Here is a 19182-nt window from a genome sequence, read left to right on the forward strand (position 1 = left end):
GTATGATGGAGGCGATGGAGCCCCTTGGCCACCACCCCGAGCAGCGGGTCGGCGTCTTCGTGGACACGCAAAACCTCTACCACTCTGCCCGGGACTACTACGAGCGGAACGTGAATTTTGAAAGCCTCCTCCGCTTCGCCGTGGGGGGAAGGCGCTTGGTGCGGGCCACCGCCTATGTGGTGGAAAAGGAGGGGGACACCTCCGCTTGGCCCTTTATTTACAAGCTTTCCACCATCGGCTACCGGGTGCGGCGCATGTACCTCACGGTGAAGGAGGTGGGGGAGGGGGGCAAGCCCATCTACGAGGGGAACTGGGACATGGGCATCGCCGCGGACATGGTGCGGCTCATGCCCTATCTGGACGTGGTGGTGCTGGGGAGCGGGGACGGGGACTTCGTGGAGATCCTCGAGGTCCTCATGGAGCGGGGGATCCGGGTGGAGGTCATCGCCTTCCGCGAAACCACGGCCCAGAAGCTCATTGACGCCGTGGACCGCTTCGTCCACCTCCCGGACATCCCCAACCCCTTCATGGAGCCTAAAAACGCAGGATGAGCGAGCTTGACCTCTACGATTACCACCTGCCCCCCGAGCAGATCGCCCAAGCGGGGGCGGAGCCCCGGGACGCCGCCCGGATGATGGTGGTCTACCGGGAAGGCCCTTTTAGCGTGGAGCACCGGCGGGTGCGGGACCTTCCCGAGTTCCTGCGGCCCGGGGACGTCCTGGTCTTCAACGAGAGCAAGGTGATCCCCGCCCGCCTCCTCTCCCAGAAGCCCACGGGGGGCCGGGTGGAGATCCTCTTGGTGCGGGAAAAGGCCCCGGGCCTCTGGGAGGCCCTCTTGGGCCCCGCCCGCAGGGCGCCCGTGGGCACAAGGCTTCGCCTCCTTTCCCCCAAGGACCTAAGGCCCGTGGAGGGTTTGGAGGCGGAGGTGGTGGGGGTAGAGCCCGATGGGGTGCGGCTTCTCCGGTTCCAGGGGGACCTCGCCGCCCACCTTTTGGAGGTGGGGGAGGTGCCCCTGCCCCCCTACATCAAGGCCCAGATCCCCCTGGAGCGCTACCAGACCGTGTACGCCAAGCGCCCGGGGTCGGTGGCCGCCCCCACCGCTGGGCTTCACTTCACTCCCGAGCTTCTGGCCCGCTTGGAGGCCATGGGGGTGGAGCTTTGCTTCCTTACCCTCCACGTGGGCCCCGGCACCTTCCGCCCCGTCAAGGGGGACGTGGCCAAGCACGAGATGCACGCCGAGCCCTTTGAAATCCCCGAGGAAACGGCCCGGGCGGTGAACCGCGCCAGGGCCGAGGGGCGGCGGGTGGTGGCGGTGGGCACCACGGTGGTGCGGGCCTTGGAAAGCGCTTGGCGGGAGGGGGATGGGGTGGTTCCGGGAGCGGGGGAAACCCGGCTCTTCATCCGCCCCCCTTACACCTTCCGGGCCATAGACGCCCTCTTCACCAACTTCCACCTGCCCCGCTCCACCTTGCTCATGCTGGTGGCCGCCTTCTTGGGGCGGGAGCGGACCCTAGAGGCCTACCGCTTGGCGGTGGCCGAGGGGTACCGCTTCTACTCCTTGGGGGACGCCATGCTCATCCTTCCCCAAGCCCCCTGAGCCAGGCCCAAGCCTCCTCGTCCCCCAGGAGGGTGGGCCTGCGCTCGGGCGCAAACCAGGCGAGGAGGGGCGCTAACGCTTCTTGGTCCAGGGCGCTTGGTTCAGGCGCAAGCACGAGCTTGTGGTCCCCGTCGGAAAGGGCCACCATGCCTAGGAGGAACCCTTCCGCCTCGGTGCCTGGGGAGAGGGGTGGGCCCAGGTAGCAGGCGTCCACCTCCTCCCCGTCGGCGGGGTTGAGGAGGCCCGGGATGAAGCCGTAGTTCACCGGGGCCGGGGCGTCTTGCCCCACGGGGACAAGCTTTCCTTCTTTGAAGGCATAGCGCAGGGGGCTTCCCCTGGACCACTCCACCACCATGCGAAGCCGCCTCATTCTAGGTTCAAGAGGAGCCGGGCCACGGAGAGGTAGATGAGGAGCCCGGAGATGTCGGAAAGGGTGGCCACCAAGGGGTTGGAAACCAGGGCGGGGTCCACCCCAAGCCGCCTTAGGACCACGGGGAGCATGGCCCCCACCAGGTTGGCGAAAAGCACCAGGAGAAAGAGGGCGAGGCCCACCACCGGGGCCAGGGCGGCGTGCCCGTCCAGCACCACCTTGCCGAGGAGCAAAGCGGCCAGGGTGAGGCCCAGAAGGCTTCCCACCAGGCTCTCCTTGAGGAGCACCTTCCGCCAGTCCTTGAGGTCCAGGTCCCGGGTGGCCAGGGCGCGGATGATGAGGGTGGCCGACTGGTTGCCGGTATTCCCCCCGGTGCCCAGGAGCACGGGCACGTAAAAGGCCAGGGCGGTCACCGCCTCCAGGAGGCTTTCAAAGCCTTGGAGGATGGAGCTCGTCACCATCCCCGTGAGGATGAGGATGACGAGCCAACGCACCCGGGCAAGCCACAGGGCGATGGGGGAGGCTTGGCTGTAGACGAGGTCGGGCACGTCCACGGCGGCGAGCTTGTGGATGTCCTCCGTGGCCTCCTCTTCCAACACGTCCAGGACGTCGTCCACCGTGACGATACCCACCAGGCGCCCTTCCTCGTCCACCACGGGCAAGACGGTGAAGTCGTAGTCGGCCATGAGGCGGGCCACCTCCTCCTGGTCGGTGTCCGTGCGCACGTGGACCACCTTGGGGTTCATGATCTCCCGCACCCTGGTCCTGGGGTCAGCCACGATGAGGTCCCGCAGGGAGAGCACCCCCTTGAGCCGGCCCGACTCGTCCACCACGTAGAGGTAGTAGATGGTTTCGGCATCGGGTGCCGCCCGGCGCAGGAAGCGGAGGACCTCCTCCACCGTCATCCCCTCCCGCACCGCCACGTACTCGGGGGTCATGAGGCCGCCCGCCTCGTCCTCCTCGTACTGGGTGAGCTCCTCCACCTCGGCCCGGGTCTTGGGGTCCAGCCCCTCCACGAGCTTGCGGTAAAGCTCGGGGTCCTCCTCCTCCACCGCCTGGAGGGCGTCGGCCAGGTCGTCTAGGGAGAGCTCCTCCAGAAGCTCCCGGGTGCGCCAGGGGGGGAGGGTCTTGAGGTACTCCGCCTGGGTTTCCGGGGGAAGGTTGGAGAAGACCTCCGCCGCCTTGTCCTTGGGCAAGAGGGTGAGGAGGACGTAGCGGTGCTCGCCCTTGAGCTCGTCCCAAAGGGCCAGAAGGTCCTGGGGGTGGGCCTCTTCCAGGAGGCTTTTGAGCTTCAGGGTATCGCCCTCTTCCAGGGCTTGAAGCAGGGGGGAAAGGGTGGTTTCCACAGGCGGCCTCCTTTCCGGCTGAAGGCCGCCCGTGGGCGGCCCTCAGCGCCAAGGACTCGAGGGCAAGGGCCCTAACATAACCTTTTCCAGGGTATTCCCTGGCCCCCGCCCCGTCAACCTAGCCCGCTAGAAATGTAGGAAAAATTGAGGTTGACACGCTCAAGGGGCATGGCCTATCCTGGAGCCCGGCCTGGGGGCCGCCACGCCATGTTTGCCCAGCTAGCGGCAAGACTGCAAGAAGCCATAGACCGGCTCCGGGGCCGGGGCCGGATCACGGAGGAGGACCTCAAGTCCACCCTCCGGGAGATCCGCCGGGCCCTCATGGACGCCGATGTCAACCTGGAGGTGGCCCGGAGCTTTGTGGAAATGGTCCGGGAAAGGGCCCTGGGCCAGCAGGTCCTGGAAAGCCTCACCCCGGCGGAGGTCATCCTGGCCACGGTGTACGAGGCCCTGAAGGAGGCCCTAGGGGGTGAGGCGAGGCTCCCTGTCCTCAAGGACAGGAACCTATGGTTCCTGGTGGGGCTTCAGGGCTCGGGCAAAACCACCACCGCCGCCAAGCTCGCCCTCTACTACAAGGGCAAGGGGCGCCGCCCCCTCCTGGTGGCTGCCGACACCCAGCGTCCCGCCGCCCGGGAGCAGCTCCGCCTCCTAGGGGAAAAGGTGGGAGTGCCGGTTTTGGAGGTGATGGACGGGGAGTCCCCCGAGTCCATCCGCCGCCGGGTGGAGGAGAAGGCCCGCCTCGAGGCCCGGGACCTGGTCCTGGTGGACACCGCCGGCCGCCTCCAGATTGACGAGCCCCTCATGGCCGAGCTCTTCCGCCTCAAGGAGGTCCTGCGCCCGGATGAGGTCCTCCTGGTCCTGGACGCCATGACCGGCCAGGAGGCCTTGGGGGTGGCCAAGGCCTTTGACGAGCGCATCGGGGTCACGGGCCTCGTCCTCACCAAGCTGGACGGGGACGCCCGGGGCGGGGCGGCCCTTTCGGCGAGGCACGTCACGGGCAAGCCCATCTACTTCGCCGGGGTTTCCGAGCGCCCGGAAGGTCTGGAGCCCTTCTACCCGGACCGCCTGGCGAGCCGCATCCTGGGCATGGGGGATGTGGCCACCCTGGCGGAAAGGGTGCGGCAGGCGGGCCTCGAGGCGGAAGCTCCCAAGTCCGCCAAGGACCTCACCCTGGAGGACTTCCTCAAGCAACTGCAAAACCTTCGGCGCTTGGGCTCCTTCTCCGAGATCCTCGGCATGCTCCCCGGTATGGGGAAGGCCCTCCCCCCGGGGGTCCAGGTGGACGAGAAGGCCATCAAGCGCCTGGAGGCCATCGTCCTCTCCATGACCCCGGAGGAGCGCAAGGACCCCCGCATCCTGAATGGCTCCCGGCGCAAGCGCATCGCCAAGGGGAGCGGCACCACCGTCCAAGAGGTGAACCGCTTCATCAAGTCCTTTGAGGAAACCAAGGCCCTGATGAAGTCCCTGGAAAAACGCAAAGGCCGGGGACTCATGGGAATCTTCAGGAGGTAAAAGAAGCATGGTCAAGATCAGGCTTTCCCGGTTTGGCTCCAAGCACAACCCCCACTACCGCATCGTGGTCACCGATAGCCGCAGGAAGCGGGACGGGGCGTACATTGAGAAGATCGGCTACTACGATCCCCGCAAGACCACCCCGGACTGGCTCAAGGTGGACGTGGAGCGGGCCAAGTACTGGCTTTCCGTGGGGGCGCAGCCCACGGACACCGCTCGCCGCCTCCTGCGCCAGGCGGGGGTTTTCCGGCAGGAAGCGTAGGGTAGGCCCCTTCCGAGGGCGGGGACTCCCCCGCCCTTTTCCCGTACCATGGAGCCATGAAGGACCTGGTGGAGTACCTGGCAAGGAGCGTGGTGGACCACCCGGAGGCGGTGCGGGTCCAAGAGCGGCGCACCCGGGAGGGCCTCGTCTACCTGGTGGAGGTGGCCCAGGAGGACAAGGGGCGGCTTATCGGCAAACAGGGCCGGGTGATTGAGGCCATCCGCACCCTGGTGCGGGCCTACGCCAAGCGCAAGGTGGGGGTGGAGGTGCGCTAAACTAGGGGTATGCGCCTGGTGGAGATCGGTCGGTTCGGCGCGCCCTACGCCCTTCAGGGAGGGCTAAAGTTCCGGGGGGAGCCCGTGGTGGCCCACCTGGAACGGGTCTACGTGGAGGGGCAGGGTTGGCGGGCGGTGGAGGACCTCTACCAGGTGGCCGGGGAGGTGGTGGTCCACCTGGCGGGGGTCACCACCCGGGAACTGGCGGAGGCCTTGGTAGGCCTCAGGGTCTACGCCAAGGTGGAAGACCTCCCTCCCTTGGAGGAAGGCCAGTACTATTACTTCGCCCTCATGGGCCTTCCCGTTTTCGTGGAGGGGAAGCAGGTGGGGGAGGTGGTGGACATCCTGGACGCCGGGGCCCAGGACGTCTTGGTGGTGCGGGGGGTGGGGGAGAGGCTGAGGGACCGGGCCGAAAGGCTCATCCCCCTGCAGGCCCCCTACGTCCGCGTGGAGGCGGGAGGGATATACGTGGAGCCCATCCCCGGCCTTTTTGAAGAGGAGGTCTAGGGGGCCTAAGGGCTTGTGCCGAGGCCTAAAAGCCGCTTAAGCCCCAAGGCAGCCTCCACCCCTTGGGTGCCGTAGTTGTTGTTGAAGATCACGAAGACCTTCTCGGCCCTTTCCGCCAGGGTCCGGGTGGCCTGGGCCAGGTCCTGGAGCTCATCCTCGGAATAGCGCCAGTTGAAGCGCTCGTAGGGCTTGGCGTGCGGGCCCTTCCAGGTTTCGGCGTTCCGGCCGTGGCAGCGAAGGACGCTCACGGGGTGGGTGGGCTCGAGGACCCTCGGGGGAGCCTCGGGGTGGGGCGGGGCGTCCACGCTCACGTGGATGAGGCCCAGGCGCAGGAGCTCCTTCTTCACGAACCCCCAGGCCACGTACCACTTGGGGTTGCGGAACTCCACCGCCACCCAGTAGCCCTGGGCCCTTTCCGCCAAGCGCTCTAAATACTGAAAGCTCCTCGGTTTGGGCTCCGTCCACGGGGGGAGGCCAAAGTGGAGGTAGCCCAGCTTGCCCGCCCGCCTAAGGGGTTCTATGGCGGCGAAAAAGCGGTTCCAAGCCTCCTCCACCACCTCCTCGGGTACCTCCCGTTGGGCCAGGTGGCCTTCTTGGCGGGGTAGGAGGGCGCGGAGGTCCTTGGGGAGGGCCTGGGCCTCGAGGCCGTGCCCGGTGAAGGCGGAGTAGGCCTTGATGTGAGAGAGGAAGCCTTCTGGGGTCCTCTCCGCCCACTTCTGCACCACCTCGGGCCGGGGCAGGGCGTAGAAGGTGCTGTCCACCTCCACGGTGTCAAAGTGCTTTGCGTAGTAGCGGAGGCGCTTTTCCGGGTTTCCCCGCACCTCGGGCGGGTACCAGCCCGAGGCCAAGAGGGTTTCGTCCGTCCAGCTGGCGGTGCCCACCCGGATCTCCGCCATGCCCCCATGGTAAGCCCTATCAGGGAACCTTAGGGCTTCCCTAGCGGTATGCGGCTTTAAGCGCCCTGGACCCTAGGGCGCGAGGGGCGCGGTAGAAGCCCAAAAAGGAACAACCCGGGGAACCCCCCGGGTTGTTTTCCGCCTAGCCTAGAAGGCGAAGTCTTCCAGGTACCAGCGCTCCGTCTTCTTGTGCTCCTCCTTGGGGTCCATCTTCTCCGAGTGGGCCAAGAGGACAAGGAGCTTCCGCCCCGGGGCGATTTCCACGTCCGTGGGCTCCCCGGTCTTCAGCTTCCGGCTGAACTCCACGGTCCACTTGGTGCCCTCGTAGGTGGCGCTGGCGGCCAGGATGGAGTTCTTCCCGCCCTCCTTCTCGTCCGGGGAAGGGGCGCCGGTGCGCTTCACCTGGTACATGTCCAAGGCCACCAGCTTGCCGCCCTCCATGTAGAAGAGGTACTGGTCAGCGCCCTTCTTCTTGTCGCTCTTTTCTGGCAGGAAGCCGATGCCAATCCAGCCCTTGCTTTCGCCCTCGAGGGCCAGGTAGAGCGTGTCCCCCACCACGCTCCAGTAGAGCGTGATCCCGCTCTTTTCGTGCTTGTAGCTCTTGGCGTATTCCCCAGGGGCGATCTTCCCGTCCACCTTGGGCGCCTGCGCCAACGCCACGCTTAGGGCCAAAACCATGAGTCCTACGATGCCTCGCCTCATCCTGCACCTCCCTTAGTCCCTTATGGTGATTCCCACCACGAAGGCCACAGCGCCCACGTGGGTATGGGCCAACGCCGCTAGAACCGGCCGACTCCCCTCAAAGGCCTCCAAGAAGCCCCGAAGGGTGAAGAGGTTCACCTCCGCATCCTGCGCATTCCAAAGCAGGTGAAAGTAGGCCCCCGCCACCCCGGTGGCCACGCTCACCAGCATCCAAAAGAGGAAGGGATAGCGCACCCACTTCCCTCGGTGGAAGAACATGAGGAGGGTGAGGGGGAAGCCCACCAAGGATACGAAAAAGGGGATTTTGCTCTGCCAGCTTTCCGTCCAGTGGTCCAGCACCCAGTGCTCCATGCCGTAGAAGGCAAACCCCACCAGGGCGATCAGGAGGAAGGTGGAGCGCAAGAACTCCAAAACCCGCTCCTCCTCGGTTTTGGCGCGGATCAGGGCTTCAATCACGGCACACCTCCTAACGGGCCCGGTAGACGGAAAGGAGCCCCGTCACCCCCATGTGGGTGAAGGCCAGGGCCGCCAGCACCGGACGGCTTCCCGCCATGGCCTCCATGGCCGCTTCAAACTCCCAAACCACCTCGCCCTCAAAGTTCCAAAGCAGGTGGAAGTAGGCCCCGAGAATTCCCGTGAAGACCGAGGCCCACATGGTGAGGATGAAGGCAAGGCGCACCCACGGGGTCTTGCGGTCAAAAAGCACCCAAAGGGTAAACACAAAGCCCGGCACGGCCACCAAGAAGGGGATCTTGCTCTGCCAGCTCTCCGTCCAGTGCCCCAAGAGGAGGAGCTCTAAGGGGTACATCACCCAGCCCACCAGGCAGAGGAGAAGCATCGCCAAGCGGATGAACTCTAGCGCCCACTGGGTCGGGTTGCTTGCGCTTCTAAAGGCGGGTATCACCCTTCACCTCCTTACCCCCATCATGACCTTATCACAGGTATTCGGGAGGTTTGTCCCCCCGGGGTAACCCGGGGGGACGGCCTCACACCGGCAAGAGGTTCACCTTGGTTTCGTAGAAGACCACGCTCCCGCCCACCACGTCCGTCAGGGCGGTGTCCTTGAGGTACGGGTCAAGGCGCATGGCGGCGTTGGCGTGCACCCCTGCAGCCCGCCTGGGGTCGCCCTTCACCACCTGGCCGTTGATGACGAGGTCGCTCGCCCCATACGCCCAGTGGCCCCAGCCCAAGGGGAAGGCCACGCACCCTGGCCTCAGGCCCTGTACCACCTTCACCCGGCCCACCATGGGCTTCTTGCCAAAGGGGCCCAGGTCCCACTCGCCCTTGGGGTTGGTGGCGGAAACCACCTTGACCCTCTGCCCGTCCTTAAGCCCAAGCCGCTCGGCGTCCAGGGCGCTCACCAGGATCTCGTTTTCCGGCTTCACCGCCAGGAGCCAGTAGTTGCTGATGGTGCGGCTCTTGGTTTGCAGGATGCTCCGGTGGGTCAGGAGGGTTAGGCCGTAGCCGGGGTCCCGGAGCTGCCGCCCCAAGACGTCCTGGTAGGGCGGGAAGTAGGCGGGAAGGGGCCAGTAGGGCTTCCCGGTCATGGGGTGGAGGGAAAGCGCCTGCTTTTCCAGGAAGAGGTTAATCTGCCGGCCATACCGGTTCGCCACCAGGTCGTTGGCGGCGTAGGCCTTGGCAAACTCCTGGAACCGGCCGCCCCGGTTCAGGAGGTAGACGGTACGGCGGAAAAGCCCCTCGTCCCCCACCGCCTCCCGCCAGCGCTTCTCGTCAAAGACCGAGGGAGGAAGGTGGCGGCGGGCCTGGCGGAAGACGGCGAGCTCCCTCTCGTCCGCCTCAGGCAGGGCCTCGGAGCCGTCGGCCTTCTCCCCGTAGGCCAGGTTGGCGGCGAGCTTCAGGTAGAAGTGGTCGGGGTGGGTGAAGGGCATCCCGTTGGCAAAGCCCTTGGGCCCAAAGCCGGGTAGGCCCAGGTGCTCGGCCAAGGCCAGGAGGAAGCTTTCCAGGGAGATGGGCATCCTTTGCCCGAAGACCTCCACCTCCTCGGGGATGGGCGGGATGGCGGGCTGCCGCACGGGCTGCACCTTCCAGAGGATGGAGGGGTGGCTTCCGTGGAACTCCCAGCGCTCCAGGTAGGAAAGGTCGGGGATGATGTAGTCGGCGTAGAGGTACGAGTCCCCCACCACGATGTCAAAGGCCACGATGAGGGGGATTTTGTCCGGGTCCAGCATGGCCCGGATCTGTTCGTGGCCGCCCGGCAGGGCGTAGGCGGGGGAGCCCATGTAGTGGAAGAGGATCTTGATGGGGTAGGGGTAGCCTTGGGCGGCGGAGGGGAGGATCTCCTGGTAGACGTCGGAGGCGTGGGGGTACCAGGGGCGCTTGGCGGGGAAGCCTTGGAAGAGGGTGGTGTCCTCGTACTTCACCTCGTGGCGGATGATGGAGATGCCAAAGGGGCTTAGGGGCTTGGGGTGGAGCTTGCTGAGGACGAAAGGCCCTCCCGCTTTGCCACCGGTGATGTCGTAGGTGCTGGCCTGGACGAAGCCGCCCTGGTGGTCCACGTTGCCCAAGAGGACGTTCACGGTGAACCAGGCGAAGCAGTTGTAAAAGCCGTTGGTGTGCTGGCTGGCCCCCCGGTGTACATCCACCACCGCCTTCTTGCCGTACTGGGCGAGCTTCTCCGCCAGGAAGCGGATGTCCTCCTCGCTTACCCCGGCCAAGGCGGCCCAGGTCTTCACCTGGTGGCGGAAGGCCTCCTCCTTGATGAGCGTGAGGGCGCTCTTCACGGGGATACCCTGGAGGACCGTGTCCACAAAGAGGTCGCCGAACACCGCCTGGTTTTCGTCGTTGGGGTTGAAGGCCACGGGCTTGCCCTGGACCAGGACCACCGGGGCGTCCAGCTCCACCTCCTTGTCCCCCACCTTGGCCTTGGGCTTGGGAAGGCCCAGGTCGCTTGCCCGCACAAGCCTTTCCGGCTTGCCGTCTTTCAGCTTCACAAGCCAAGCGGCGTTGGTCCAGCTGGCCTCGCCGATGGCCTTGGCGGCGGCCTTGTTGGCGGCGGAGAGGAAGCGGGTGTCCACCTTACCCCACTCCAGGAGGAGGCGGATAACCCCCAAGGCGATGGCGGCGTCGTGCCCCGGCTTGGGGGCGATCCAGCGGCTTGCGCCCTTCACCGCTTTCTGCGCCCGCGGGTCAACCACGGCGTACTCCAGCTCGCCGCGGCTTGCCCGCTCCGTGATCCAGCCCACGCGGAGGGGCGGCCCGTAGTTGCCCTCAAAGACGTTGGCCCCTACGAAGACCACGAAGCGCGCCTTGGAGAGGTCCGCCTGCCAGTAGAACTTGGCCCCGCCCGACCAGGAGAGCTTGCCCGTGGCGTCAAAGGTGGGCTGCTCGCTCATGGCCTTGCCGGTGAAGTACATGGAGCCCTGGCAGACGGTGGTGTGGCCGTGGAGGTTGACGGTGCCGAAGCTTTGCCCGAAGAACCAGCGGATGAAGTCGGAGCGGCCCGCCTTGAGCCGGCCCCAGGCGAAGACCACCTGGTTGTTCTTGGGGCCCAGGTCGGGGTGGTCGGGGTCAATGAGGGCGGGGAGGTAGTCCTTGAAGTCTTCCTTGAACTTGGCCACCAGGGCCTTCTTCTTTTCCTTATCCTTTTCCGCCCAGATGGCCCGCACCGCCTGGGCCATGCGGCTCATGACCTCGGGGTCCTTAAGGGCCCAGAGCTCTTTGAGCCCGGGGTAGTGGCGCTCGTCCCCCAGGTGGGCGAAGAGCTTGCCCCCCTCCACGATCTCCTTCACCGCCTGGTGGAAGGGGATTTCCTCCCACTTGCCGCTTCCCCGGGGCCCGGCCCGCTTGAGCACCTTGCGGATGCGGTAGGGATCGTAGGCGGTTTGGATGCCCGCCTGGCCCTTGGGGCAAAGGGCCCCGTCCACCTTGGCCACCACGTCCACGGGGGTATTCAGGGGCAGGTGGGGGCGGAAGGTCCAGGGGGAGAGGGGGTTGCCGTCAATCTTGCTGGCCACGCCCTCGTAGAGCTTCACCTTGATGGGGCAGCCGGTGTTGCACTGGAGGCAGGAGGAGTAGATGGTGTTTTCGGGAAGCTGGATCTCGTAAGCCTCCATGCCCTGGGCGCTGGCCTCCTGAAGGCCCAGGGCCAAGGGGCCCAACAGGGCGCCTGCGCCGGAAAGCTTCAAGAGTTCACGCCGGGAAAGCTTTTCCATGAGGCACCTCCTACACCAGGTAGTAGACCCGGGGCTTGGTCCCCGCCTCTTCCTTGAGGCGCATGACGTTGGGCTTCTTAACCAGTTCGGCCACCAGGGAGTTGGGGTCTTCCAGGTCGCCGAAGTAGGTGGCCCGGCCGATGCAGGTCACCACGCACTGGGGCAAGAGCCCCTGTTCAATGCGGTGCAGGCAGAAGTGGCACTTGCGCACCTTGTCCATGGGGCCCGCCTCGTCTTCCCGGTCCACCTTTTTGCCCCACTCGTAAACGGGAAGGGTTTCGTAGGGCATCTTGCCTTGGCCCGGGGTGTTTTCCGTCCAGAAGTAGCCGTCGTCCTTGTGGCGGGAGTTGTAGGGGCAGGCGGGCACGCACTTCTCGCAACCCACGCAGAGCTCGTAGTCAATCTCCACGATGCCGTCTTTGCGCTTCCAGGTGGCGTCGTAGGGGCAGGCGGGCACGCACGGGGGCTCGTCGCACTGCATGCAGGGCCGGGGAACGAAGCGGTAGGTGACGTTGGGGTAGGTGCCCACCTCCTCCTCGCTTACCGGGCGGTAGACCACGCCCGGGGGCAGGCGGTTTTCCGCCATGCAGCTCACGGTGCAAGCGTGGCAGCCCACGCACTTCCTGAGGTCAATGACCATGCCCCACTTGCGGTTGGGGTTTTTGAGCGCCCGCTCCAGGTCTTTCTGCATGCGCAAAAGCACGTCCTCCGCCGCCCCGTCCTCGGGCGGGGCCGCCTGGGGCACGCCCTGGGCCAGGCCCGGGGCCACCATGGAGGCGAAGATGGCGCTTGCCATTTTGGCGAGAAAGCGCCGGCGGTCCTCCGCGCTGGTGAGGGGTTCTTTTTCCATCTGCCCCACCTCCTTTCGCCTCCCAAACTAGGACCCCGGTAGGGCGACGGGTAGCGGTAGGGTGGCGGACGGGGCTGTCGGAAAACCTCCCGACAGGGCCTGGGACATCTATACCCCTTGGCCTTACCTATCCTGGGGTAGATGCGAAAGCTCCTGGCCCTCCTTCTCCTTGCCGCCTGCGCCAGGCCACCCGAGGTGGCCCTCGGGCCTCCCTACGCCAAGGAGGCGGAAAGGGGTGGGGTGCGCATCGTGGTGGCGGGGATGCGTTCCCCCGTGGAGGCGGGGCCATACCGGGAGTTCTTGCAGGGCCTCGAGGCCCTTTTGGGCGAGCGGGTGGAGGTGTTTGGGCGCCGCACCTACTGGGAGGTCTTGGAGACCTTGCGCCAGGGAGAGGCGGACCTGGGCTTCCTTTGCACCCTGGCGGCGGGGCTTGGGGTGGAGGAGGGGTTTTTAGAGGTGCTTTTGGCATCGGATACGGCGGTGCCTTACCAGAGCCTCATCGTGGTGCGGGAGGACGCTCCTTACCAAAGCCTGGCTGAGCTAAAGGGGCGCCCCTTTGCCTTCACGGACTCCCTATCCAACACCGGCCATGCCTGGCCTCGCCTTTTGGCCAGGGATTTAGGGGAGGGCTTCTTTGCCCAAGCCTTCTTCACCTACAGCCACGACCGGGCCCTTGGGGCTGTGCGGGAGGGGTTGGCGGAAGGGGCGGCGGTGGATGGGGTGGTCTACGCCACGTTGGGCGTGAAGGGGCTTAGGGTCCTGGCTAGGGGTCCCGCCGACCCCCCTCCGCCCGTGGTGGCACGCAAAAGTCTTCCCGAAAAGGAAAGGCTCATGCAGGCGCTCCTTGCCCTGGTGAAAAAACCGGAAAACGCAAAGGCCCTAAGGGCCTTGGGCCTAAAGGGGTTCCGCCGGTCGGAAGACGCTCCTTACCGGGTCGTCTACCGGAGGGCGCGGGAGGTGTTGCCGTGAGGCTTGGGACCCAGCTTCTTCTCACCGTCCTCCTGGCGGCGACCGCCACGGGCGGGGCCTTGCTTTTGGGCGGGGGTGCCTTTCTCTACGCCGAGGGGGAACGGGCCTTGTGGCAGCAAACCCGCTCGGCCGCCTGGGACCTCGCCACCCTGCTCACCGATGACCTCCTGCTCCAGGACCGCTTGGCGGTGTGGGAGAAGCTGGGGGCCGCCAAGGAACGCTATCCGGGGTTCGCCTACGCCTACGTCCTCTCCCCGAAGGGGGAGGTCCTGGCCCATACCTTCGCCGAGGGGGTGCCGGAAGCCCTTCTGGCTTTGGGGGGCGAGAGGACCCTGCGGTTAGGGGGAAGGCTGGTGTACCAGGGGGAGGCCCCGGTGTATGGGGGGGCGGCGGGGGTGGTGCGCTTGGCCCTGGCCCAGGACCCCTTAAGGGAGGAACTGGCCCAGGTCCTGCGCACCGGGGCTTTTGGCTTGCTTTGGGCCGTGGGGCTTGGGGTGGGGCTCGGCTACCTTCTCCTGGAGCGGGTCCTGGAACCCCTCAAGGGGATGGCGGAGCGGGTTGCCCTCCTGGGGAAAGGGGGGAAGGTGGCGTTTCCGGAGCCCAGGAACGAGCTCGGTGCCTTGGGTCGGGCCCTCAACCGCATGGGGGAGGAGGTGGAAAGGCGGGAGCGGGAACTCACCCTCCTAAACCGCCTCCTGGCGGAAAGCCAGGCCCTGAGGCTGGAAGAGCTGGCGGAGCGGGTGCTTTCCCTGTTGGTGCGGGAACTCGGCTTTACCTGCGGCGACCTGTGGGTGGAGGGGCGGGTCGTCCACTGCCGCGCCTGCCAAGCCGCTTGCCCCTTGGGGGGTGTGAAGGGGTTGGCGGAGGAAGCCTTGCGGGAGGGGCGGGTGGTGGTGGCCCAAGGGGGGGTGGGGGTGCCGGTGCCCCCTCGAGGGGCCCTGGTCCTCTACGGAAAACCCAAGGTGGAGGAGGCGTGGCTTGTGGGCTTCCTGAAAGCCCTTTCCGGCCCCTTGGCCACCGCCTTGGAGAACGCCCGGCTTTACAGCCTCCTGGAGGAAAAGGAGAGGCAGCGGGCAGAACTTTTGAAGGCCTGGCTTCGGGCCCAGGAGGAAGAAAGGGCGCGCATCGCCCGGGAACTCCACGATGAGGTGGGCCAGGCCCTCACCGGTCTGATCCTGGGCCTGGAAGGCCTTCCGGGGGACGCGGCCCAGGCGCTCAAGGAGCTGGCCCGCTATACCCTGGCCGAGGTGCGGCGCCTGGCCCTGGACCTTAGGCCTTCCGTGCTGGACCACCTGGGTTTGGAAGCCGCCTTGGTGCGGTATGTGCGGGAGTTCGCCGACCGCACGGGGATTGAGGTGGACCTTTCCTTCCACCTCCGCCGGCCCTTGTCCAAGGAGCTGGAAACCGTGGTCTACCGGGTGGTGCAGGAGGCCCTCACCAACGTGGCCCGGCACTCGGGAAGCCCCCGGGCGGCGGTGGGGGTCTTGGAGGCGGAAGGGGAGGTGCGGGTTTTCGTGGAGGACGAGGGCCGGGGCTTTGACCCCAAGGCGGTGGGCCCCGGGCACCAGGGCCTTTTGGGGATGCGGGAGCGGGTGGAGCTTTTGGGGGGAAGGTTTTTCTTGGAAAGCGCCCCTGGCGAGGGCATCCGGGTCCAGGTTAGGCTTCCTTTAGAGGTGGTGGCGTGATCCGGGTGGTTTTGGTGGAGGACCACATCCTGGTGCGCTCGGGCATCCGCCATCTTCTGGAAGCCCGGGGGCCCATCCGGGTGGTGGGGGAGGCGGGAAGTGGCCGGGAGGCTTTGGCCCTTTTGGAGGGCCTCGAGGCCGACCTCGCCATCCTGGACGTTTCCCTACCCGACTGCACCGGCATTGACCTCTGCCGAACCCTTAAGGCCCGTTTTCCCCGCCTGCGCCTCCTCGCCCTTTCCATGCACGAGGACCCCGAGTACGTGCGGGGCTTTTTGCAGGCGGGGGGCGAGGGGTACGTGAGCAAGGCGGCGGTGGACCACGAGCTTTTGGACGCCGTCTTGGCCGTGGCCCGGGGGGAGCGGTACCTAAATCCGAGCCTCGCCATGCGCCTTGCCATGGAGATGGTCCAGGGAGAGGTGAAGGAAGAGGGCCTCTCCCCCAGAGAGGAGGAGGTCTTGCGCCTTCTCGCCCAAGGCCTTTCCCACAAGGAGGTGGCCGAGCGCTTGGCCATCTCGGAGAAGACCGTGGCCACCTACCGGGAGCGGGGCATGGAAAAGCTCGGCCTCAAAACCCGGAGCGACCTCTTGCGCTACGCCGTGCGCCGGGGCTGGCTTTCGGGCTAAAGGGGCTTGGCGGCCTTGAGCCGGGCGTAGAAAGCGTGGGTGAGGGCGATGGCTAAGGCGTCCGCCAGGTGGCTTGGGCTTGGGGGTTCCTTGAGGCCCAAAATCCCCCGCACCATCAAGGCCACCTCCTCCTTGGCGGCGTGGCCGTGCCCGGCCAGGGCCTGCTTCACCTGCATGGGCCCGTAGGCGTAGACGGGCACCCCGGCCTCAAAGGCCGCCACCAACACCGCCCCCAAGGCCCAGCCCACCTTGTAGGCGAGCTCGTTTTGCCGGTAGAAAAACTGCTCCTCCACCGCCAAGGCCTCGGGCTGGAAGCGGAGAAGGGCTTCTTTGACCCGGGCGTGGATCCGGCCCACCCGCGCCTCCGCCTTTTCCTTGTGGGAGGTCTTCACCACCTCCCCGTGGAGGAGATGGGCCTTGAGGGCTCCCCTTTCCTCCACGGCCACCACGCCAAGGCCCAGGTGGGTGATCCCCGGGTCAATGCCCGCCACCACCACGTCAGTTGCCCCGCTTGGGCGGATAGTCCCCGTCCCCGTAGCGGATGAAGGCGGGGATGTCAAAGTTGTAGGGGTCGGCGTGGGTGGGGAAGTCCACGGGGCGGATGGGCTTGGGCACCACGGTGCTTTCCCCGAAGCCCGCGGCGATGAGGATGACCCTAAGCTCGTCCTGGGCACGGTCGTCGTAGGTGACGCCGTAGAGGATGTCCACGTCCTCGTTGCCCGTGGCCTCGCGGATCCTCTCCACCACCTCCGCCGCCTCCATGAGGGAAAGCTCCTCCGAGCCCACCACGTTGAGGAGGAGCCTCCTCGCCCCTTCAATGGAGCGTTCCAGCAGGGGGCTGTGGGTGGCGGTTTTGGCCGCCTCCTCCACCCGGTTTTCCCCGCGGCCGGCGCCGATGCCCATGAGGACCTGGCCGGCCCCTTCCAGGAGCGCCTTGACGTCGGCGAAGTCCACGTTGATGAGGCCGGGCAGGTTGATGACGTCGGTGATGCCCTTGACGCCGTGGTAGAGGACCCGGTCGGCGATGAGGAAGGCGTCCTTCAGGGTCATCTTCTTGTCCACGGCGGAGAGGAGGCGGTCGTTTTGCACCACCACCATGGCGTCCACCCGTTCCTTGAGGCGCCGGATGCCCTCTTCCGCCGCCTTTTGCCGCTTGGGGCCCTCAAAGCTAAAGGGGCGGGTGACCACGCCCACGGTGAGGGCGCCTAGGCGCTTGGCGATCTCGGCCACCACGGGGGCGCTTCCCGTGCCGGTGCCGCCCCCCATCCCGGCGGTGATGAAGACCAGGTCCGCCCCTTCCAAAGCCTCGGCGATGAGGTCCTCCGCCTCCTGGGCCGCCTTTTCCCCAATCTCGGGGTTGGCCCCCGCCCCCAGGCCCCGGGTGAGCTTCTCCCCAAGCTGGATGCGCACGTCCGCCAGGCTCTTGGCCAGGACCTGGGCGTCGGTGTTGGCGGCGATGAACTCCACCCCCTGAAGCCCTGCCTCAATCATGCGGTTCACGGCGTTGTTCCCCGCCCCCCCGAGCCCGATGACCTTGATGACCGCTCCCTCCATCTCTGCCTCCTCTCCCAAATTGCGATTCAAAATAGATTGTTGAGAATTTCCTTGATGCGGGCCCAGAGGCCCTCGGATTTGCCGGTTTCTTGCCGTTTTTCCTTTTTCTGCGGGCGTTTGGGCTCCGCCATGCGCACGGGCAAGGTGGCTCCGTGGCGGACCAGGCCCACGGCGGTGGCGTGGGCGGGGGTGGCCACCACGTCGGTGAGGCCGGAGACGCCCTGGGGTTTGCCCAGGCGCACGGGGAGGCTGTACTGTTGCCGGGCCAAAAGGTCAAACCCCCGGAGAAGGGCGGTGCCCCCCGTGAGGACCACGCGGTTCACCTTGATCTCCAAAGGCCCTATGGCTTCGTCCACGGACTGGCGGGCCAGGTGGAGGATTTCCCGGAGCCTGGGCCGGATGATGCGGGCAAGCTCCGGCGCCGGCACCTCGCCCAAGGAGCCCCCTTCCTGGTTAATCTCCAAGACGAGCTCGGGGTCGGCGAGCTCCGGAAGCGCCGCCCCGTACTTGCGCTTGACCCTCTCCGCCTCCTCAAAGGGGATCTTGAGGAGCTGGGCGATGTCCTGGCTCACGTGGTCCCCCCCGAGGGGCAAGACGGCGGAGTGGGCGAGCCTACCTTCCCGGAAGACGGCCACGTCCGTGGTCCCCCCGCCCACGTCCAAGAGGAGGACGGTCATGTGCTCCTCGTCGGGGCCTAGGACGCCCAGGCCGCTCGCCAGGGGCTGGGCCACCAGGGCTTCCACCTCTAGCCCCGCCGCCTCCACCGCCCGGCGGAGGTTGGCCAAAGGCCCCCGCCCGGCGGCGATCAGGTGGACGTCCACCTCGAGGCGCACCCCCGCCATGCCCACGGGGTCCCGGATCCCCTCCTGCCCGTCCACCTTGAACTCCAGGGGCAGGGCGTGGAGGAGTTCCTGCTCGGCGTCAAAGGGGTAGGCCTTGGCCTGCTCCACGGCCCGCTCCACGTCCGCCTCCGTGATGCTCTGCCCGCGGCGGATGGCGGCCAGGCCGTGGCTGGTGACGCTCCTTAGGTGGGGCCCTCCCACGGAGAGGACCACCCGTTCCACCCGTACCCCGGCCACCCGCTCCGCCTGGTGGACGCTTTGGCGGATGGCCTCCGTGGTGCGCTCCAGGTTCACCACCACGCCCCGCCGCATGCCCTGGGAAGGGGCGGTGCCCTCGCCGATAATGTCCAGGACGCCATCGGGGGCGAGCTCCCCGATGACGGTGGTAACCTTGCTGGTGCCGACGTCCAATCCTGCGATAATCATGGGCGTAAACTCACCCCCCAAGAATACAGGTACACGTGGCCCTGGGGCCAGGTCGCTTGCGCATACTCTAGCAGAAGTTCAGCGCTTGCGGCAAAGAGGGTGGTGCCAGGAAGCTCCACGTAAAAGCCTGCCGGGGTATAGCGGATGCGCTTGGCCTTCGGGTAAGCCCGGGCCAGGGCCAAGAGGCTTTGGGTGGGCAAGGGACCCTTTCCCTCCACCCGAGGCCCCGGGGCGTACGGGGCCCCGCCCGGGAGGAGGGTGCCGTCCGTGGCTAAGGCGGCGCCCCCTGCCAGGGGGAGGAAGGGTTCCCGCTCCCGCAGGAAAAGGCGCACCACCCCGGGTTTGGGCTTCTCCAGGCGGGCCTCCGCCACCCAGGGGTCCTGGAGGAGAGGGGAGAGGCGGGAGGGGAGGACCCAAAGCCAGGGGTCTCCCGGGTGGAGGCGGGCCTTGGCCAAAACGGCTTTTTCCTCGAGGTGGCGTAAGCCCACCACCTCCACCTCCTCCACCGGGAATAGGACCAGGCTTCCCACGTGGAGGGTGCCGAGGAGAAGGAGGAGGAAGAGGGCGCGCACTAGCTTCATCTTACCCCCT

The 19182-nt window shown here is 66.7% G+C and carries 21 protein-coding genes; 9 read left to right on the forward strand and 12 right to left on the reverse strand.

Features of this window, described 5'->3' with window-relative positions:
* Positions 1-14: 14 nt before the first annotated feature.
* Together LXN00_RS00420 and queA are read left to right on the forward strand one after the other, a co-directional pair.
* On the forward strand, positions 15-551 hold the full coding sequence (locus LXN00_RS00420; RefSeq protein WP_234503130.1) for an NYN domain-containing protein: 537 nt from the start codon (positions 15-17) through the stop codon (positions 549-551).
* Entirely contained in the window at positions 548-1597 is a 1050-nt protein-coding gene (gene queA, locus LXN00_RS00425; RefSeq protein WP_234503133.1) for a tRNA preQ1(34) S-adenosylmethionine ribosyltransferase-isomerase QueA, read from the forward strand. The genes LXN00_RS00420 and queA overlap by 4 nt, the downstream gene beginning before the upstream one ends.
* Here the strand turns inward: queA and LXN00_RS00430 are convergent.
* Positions 1575-1967 (reverse strand): inorganic diphosphatase, encoded by a 393-nt coding sequence (locus tag LXN00_RS00430; RefSeq protein WP_234503136.1) that lies wholly within the window; start codon positions 1965-1967, stop codon positions 1575-1577. The two genes, queA and LXN00_RS00430, sit on opposite strands and share 23 nt — an antisense overlap.
* Positions 1964-3313 carry a magnesium transporter gene (mgtE, locus tag LXN00_RS00435; protein ID WP_234503138.1) on the reverse strand — a complete coding sequence of 450 codons (1350 nt, stop codon included), beginning with the start codon at positions 3311-3313 and terminating at the stop codon, positions 1964-1966. Before mgtE ends, LXN00_RS00430 begins: the two co-directional genes overlap by 4 nt.
* A gap of 207 nt (positions 3314-3520) precedes the next feature.
* Between mgtE and ffh the strand changes: the two genes are divergently transcribed.
* From ffh to rimM, 4 genes are read left to right on the forward strand one after another with little or no spacing between them, the layout of a single operon-like run.
* Complete coding sequence (gene ffh / locus LXN00_RS00440) at positions 3521-4825, forward strand: signal recognition particle protein (RefSeq protein WP_234504106.1); 1305 nt, start codon at positions 3521-3523, stop codon at positions 4823-4825.
* A 7-nt stretch (positions 4826-4832) separates the two neighbouring features.
* The gene (gene rpsP / locus LXN00_RS00445) at positions 4833-5087 is read left to right on the forward strand and encodes a 30S ribosomal protein S16 (protein ID WP_071676349.1); all 255 of its coding nucleotides are present in this window, start codon (positions 4833-4835) and stop codon (positions 5085-5087) included.
* Between the two features lie 56 nt (positions 5088-5143).
* Positions 5144-5362: a KH domain-containing protein gene (locus LXN00_RS00450; protein WP_071676348.1), complete on the forward strand. Its 219-nt coding sequence runs from the start codon at positions 5144-5146 to the stop codon at positions 5360-5362.
* 9 nt (positions 5363-5371) lie between these two features.
* Positions 5372-5869, forward strand: coding sequence for a ribosome maturation factor RimM (gene rimM, locus LXN00_RS00455; RefSeq protein WP_234503140.1), 498 nt, complete (start codon positions 5372-5374; stop codon positions 5867-5869).
* 5 nt (positions 5870-5874) lie between these two features.
* Here rimM and LXN00_RS00460 read toward each other — a convergent pair whose 3' ends face one another.
* The 6 genes from LXN00_RS00460 to LXN00_RS00485 form a co-directional block, all read right to left on the reverse strand.
* Positions 5875-6765 (reverse strand): DUF72 domain-containing protein, encoded by an 891-nt coding sequence (locus tag LXN00_RS00460; protein ID WP_234503142.1) that lies wholly within the window; start codon positions 6763-6765, stop codon positions 5875-5877.
* Between the two features lie 147 nt (positions 6766-6912).
* The gene (locus tag LXN00_RS00465; protein WP_234503143.1) at positions 6913-7467 is read right to left on the reverse strand and encodes a DOMON domain-containing protein; all 555 of its coding nucleotides are present in this window, start codon (positions 7465-7467) and stop codon (positions 6913-6915) included.
* 12 nt (positions 7468-7479) lie between these two features.
* Positions 7480-7923 (reverse strand): hypothetical protein, encoded by a 444-nt coding sequence (locus tag LXN00_RS00470; RefSeq protein WP_234503145.1) that lies wholly within the window; start codon positions 7921-7923, stop codon positions 7480-7482.
* Positions 7924-7933: 10 nt separating this feature from the next.
* Positions 7934-8305, reverse strand: a complete 372-nt coding sequence (locus LXN00_RS00475; RefSeq protein ID WP_234503146.1) for a hypothetical protein — start codon at positions 8303-8305, stop codon at positions 7934-7936.
* A 148-nt stretch (positions 8306-8453) separates the two neighbouring features.
* Positions 8454-11639, reverse strand: coding sequence for a molybdopterin-dependent oxidoreductase (locus tag LXN00_RS00480; protein ID WP_234503160.1), 3186 nt, complete (start codon positions 11637-11639; stop codon positions 8454-8456).
* Positions 11640-11649: 10 nt separating this feature from the next.
* On the reverse strand, positions 11650-12489 hold the full coding sequence (locus LXN00_RS00485) for a 4Fe-4S dicluster domain-containing protein (RefSeq protein ID WP_234503163.1): 840 nt from the start codon (positions 12487-12489) through the stop codon (positions 11650-11652).
* Between the two features lie 141 nt (positions 12490-12630).
* Here LXN00_RS00485 and LXN00_RS00490 point away from each other — a divergent pair, with 141 nt between their 5' ends.
* The 3 genes from LXN00_RS00490 to LXN00_RS00500 are packed head-to-tail and all read left to right on the forward strand — an operon-like array spanning position 12631 to position 15769.
* Entirely contained in the window at positions 12631-13458 is an 828-nt protein-coding gene (locus LXN00_RS00490; protein ID WP_234503165.1) for a PhnD/SsuA/transferrin family substrate-binding protein, read from the forward strand.
* Complete coding sequence (locus LXN00_RS00495) at positions 13455-15143, forward strand: sensor histidine kinase (protein ID WP_234503167.1); 1689 nt, start codon at positions 13455-13457, stop codon at positions 15141-15143. The genes LXN00_RS00490 and LXN00_RS00495 overlap by 4 nt, the downstream gene beginning before the upstream one ends.
* Complete coding sequence (locus LXN00_RS00500) at positions 15140-15769, forward strand: response regulator transcription factor (RefSeq protein WP_234503169.1); 630 nt, start codon at positions 15140-15142, stop codon at positions 15767-15769. The genes LXN00_RS00495 and LXN00_RS00500 overlap by 4 nt, the downstream gene beginning before the upstream one ends.
* On the opposite strand, the gene LXN00_RS00505 is transcribed toward LXN00_RS00500, so the two are convergent.
* The 4 genes from LXN00_RS00505 to LXN00_RS00520 are packed head-to-tail and all read right to left on the reverse strand — an operon-like array spanning position 15766 to position 19172.
* Positions 15766-16266: a crossover junction endodeoxyribonuclease RuvC gene (locus tag LXN00_RS00505; RefSeq protein WP_234503172.1), complete on the reverse strand. Its 501-nt coding sequence runs from the start codon at positions 16264-16266 to the stop codon at positions 15766-15768. The genes LXN00_RS00500 and LXN00_RS00505 overlap by 4 nt on opposite strands.
* Before the next feature lies 1 nt (position 16267).
* Complete coding sequence (gene ftsZ, locus LXN00_RS00510) at positions 16268-17323, reverse strand: cell division protein FtsZ (RefSeq protein ID WP_234503182.1); 1056 nt, start codon at positions 17321-17323, stop codon at positions 16268-16270.
* A gap of 26 nt (positions 17324-17349) precedes the next feature.
* A complete protein-coding gene (gene ftsA, locus LXN00_RS00515) occupies positions 17350-18591 on the reverse strand; it encodes a cell division protein FtsA (RefSeq protein WP_234503184.1) in 1242 nt (413 codons plus the stop codon).
* Positions 18588-19172 carry an FtsQ-type POTRA domain-containing protein gene (locus LXN00_RS00520; protein WP_234503186.1) on the reverse strand — a complete coding sequence of 195 codons (585 nt, stop codon included), beginning with the start codon at positions 19170-19172 and terminating at the stop codon, positions 18588-18590. The genes ftsA and LXN00_RS00520 overlap by 4 nt, the downstream gene beginning before the upstream one ends.
* Positions 19173-19182 lie beyond the last annotated feature (10 nt).

Source organism: Thermus brockianus, from assembly GCF_021462505.1.
GTDB classification, from domain to species: Bacteria; Deinococcota; Deinococci; order Deinococcales; family Thermaceae; genus Thermus; species Thermus hydrothermalis.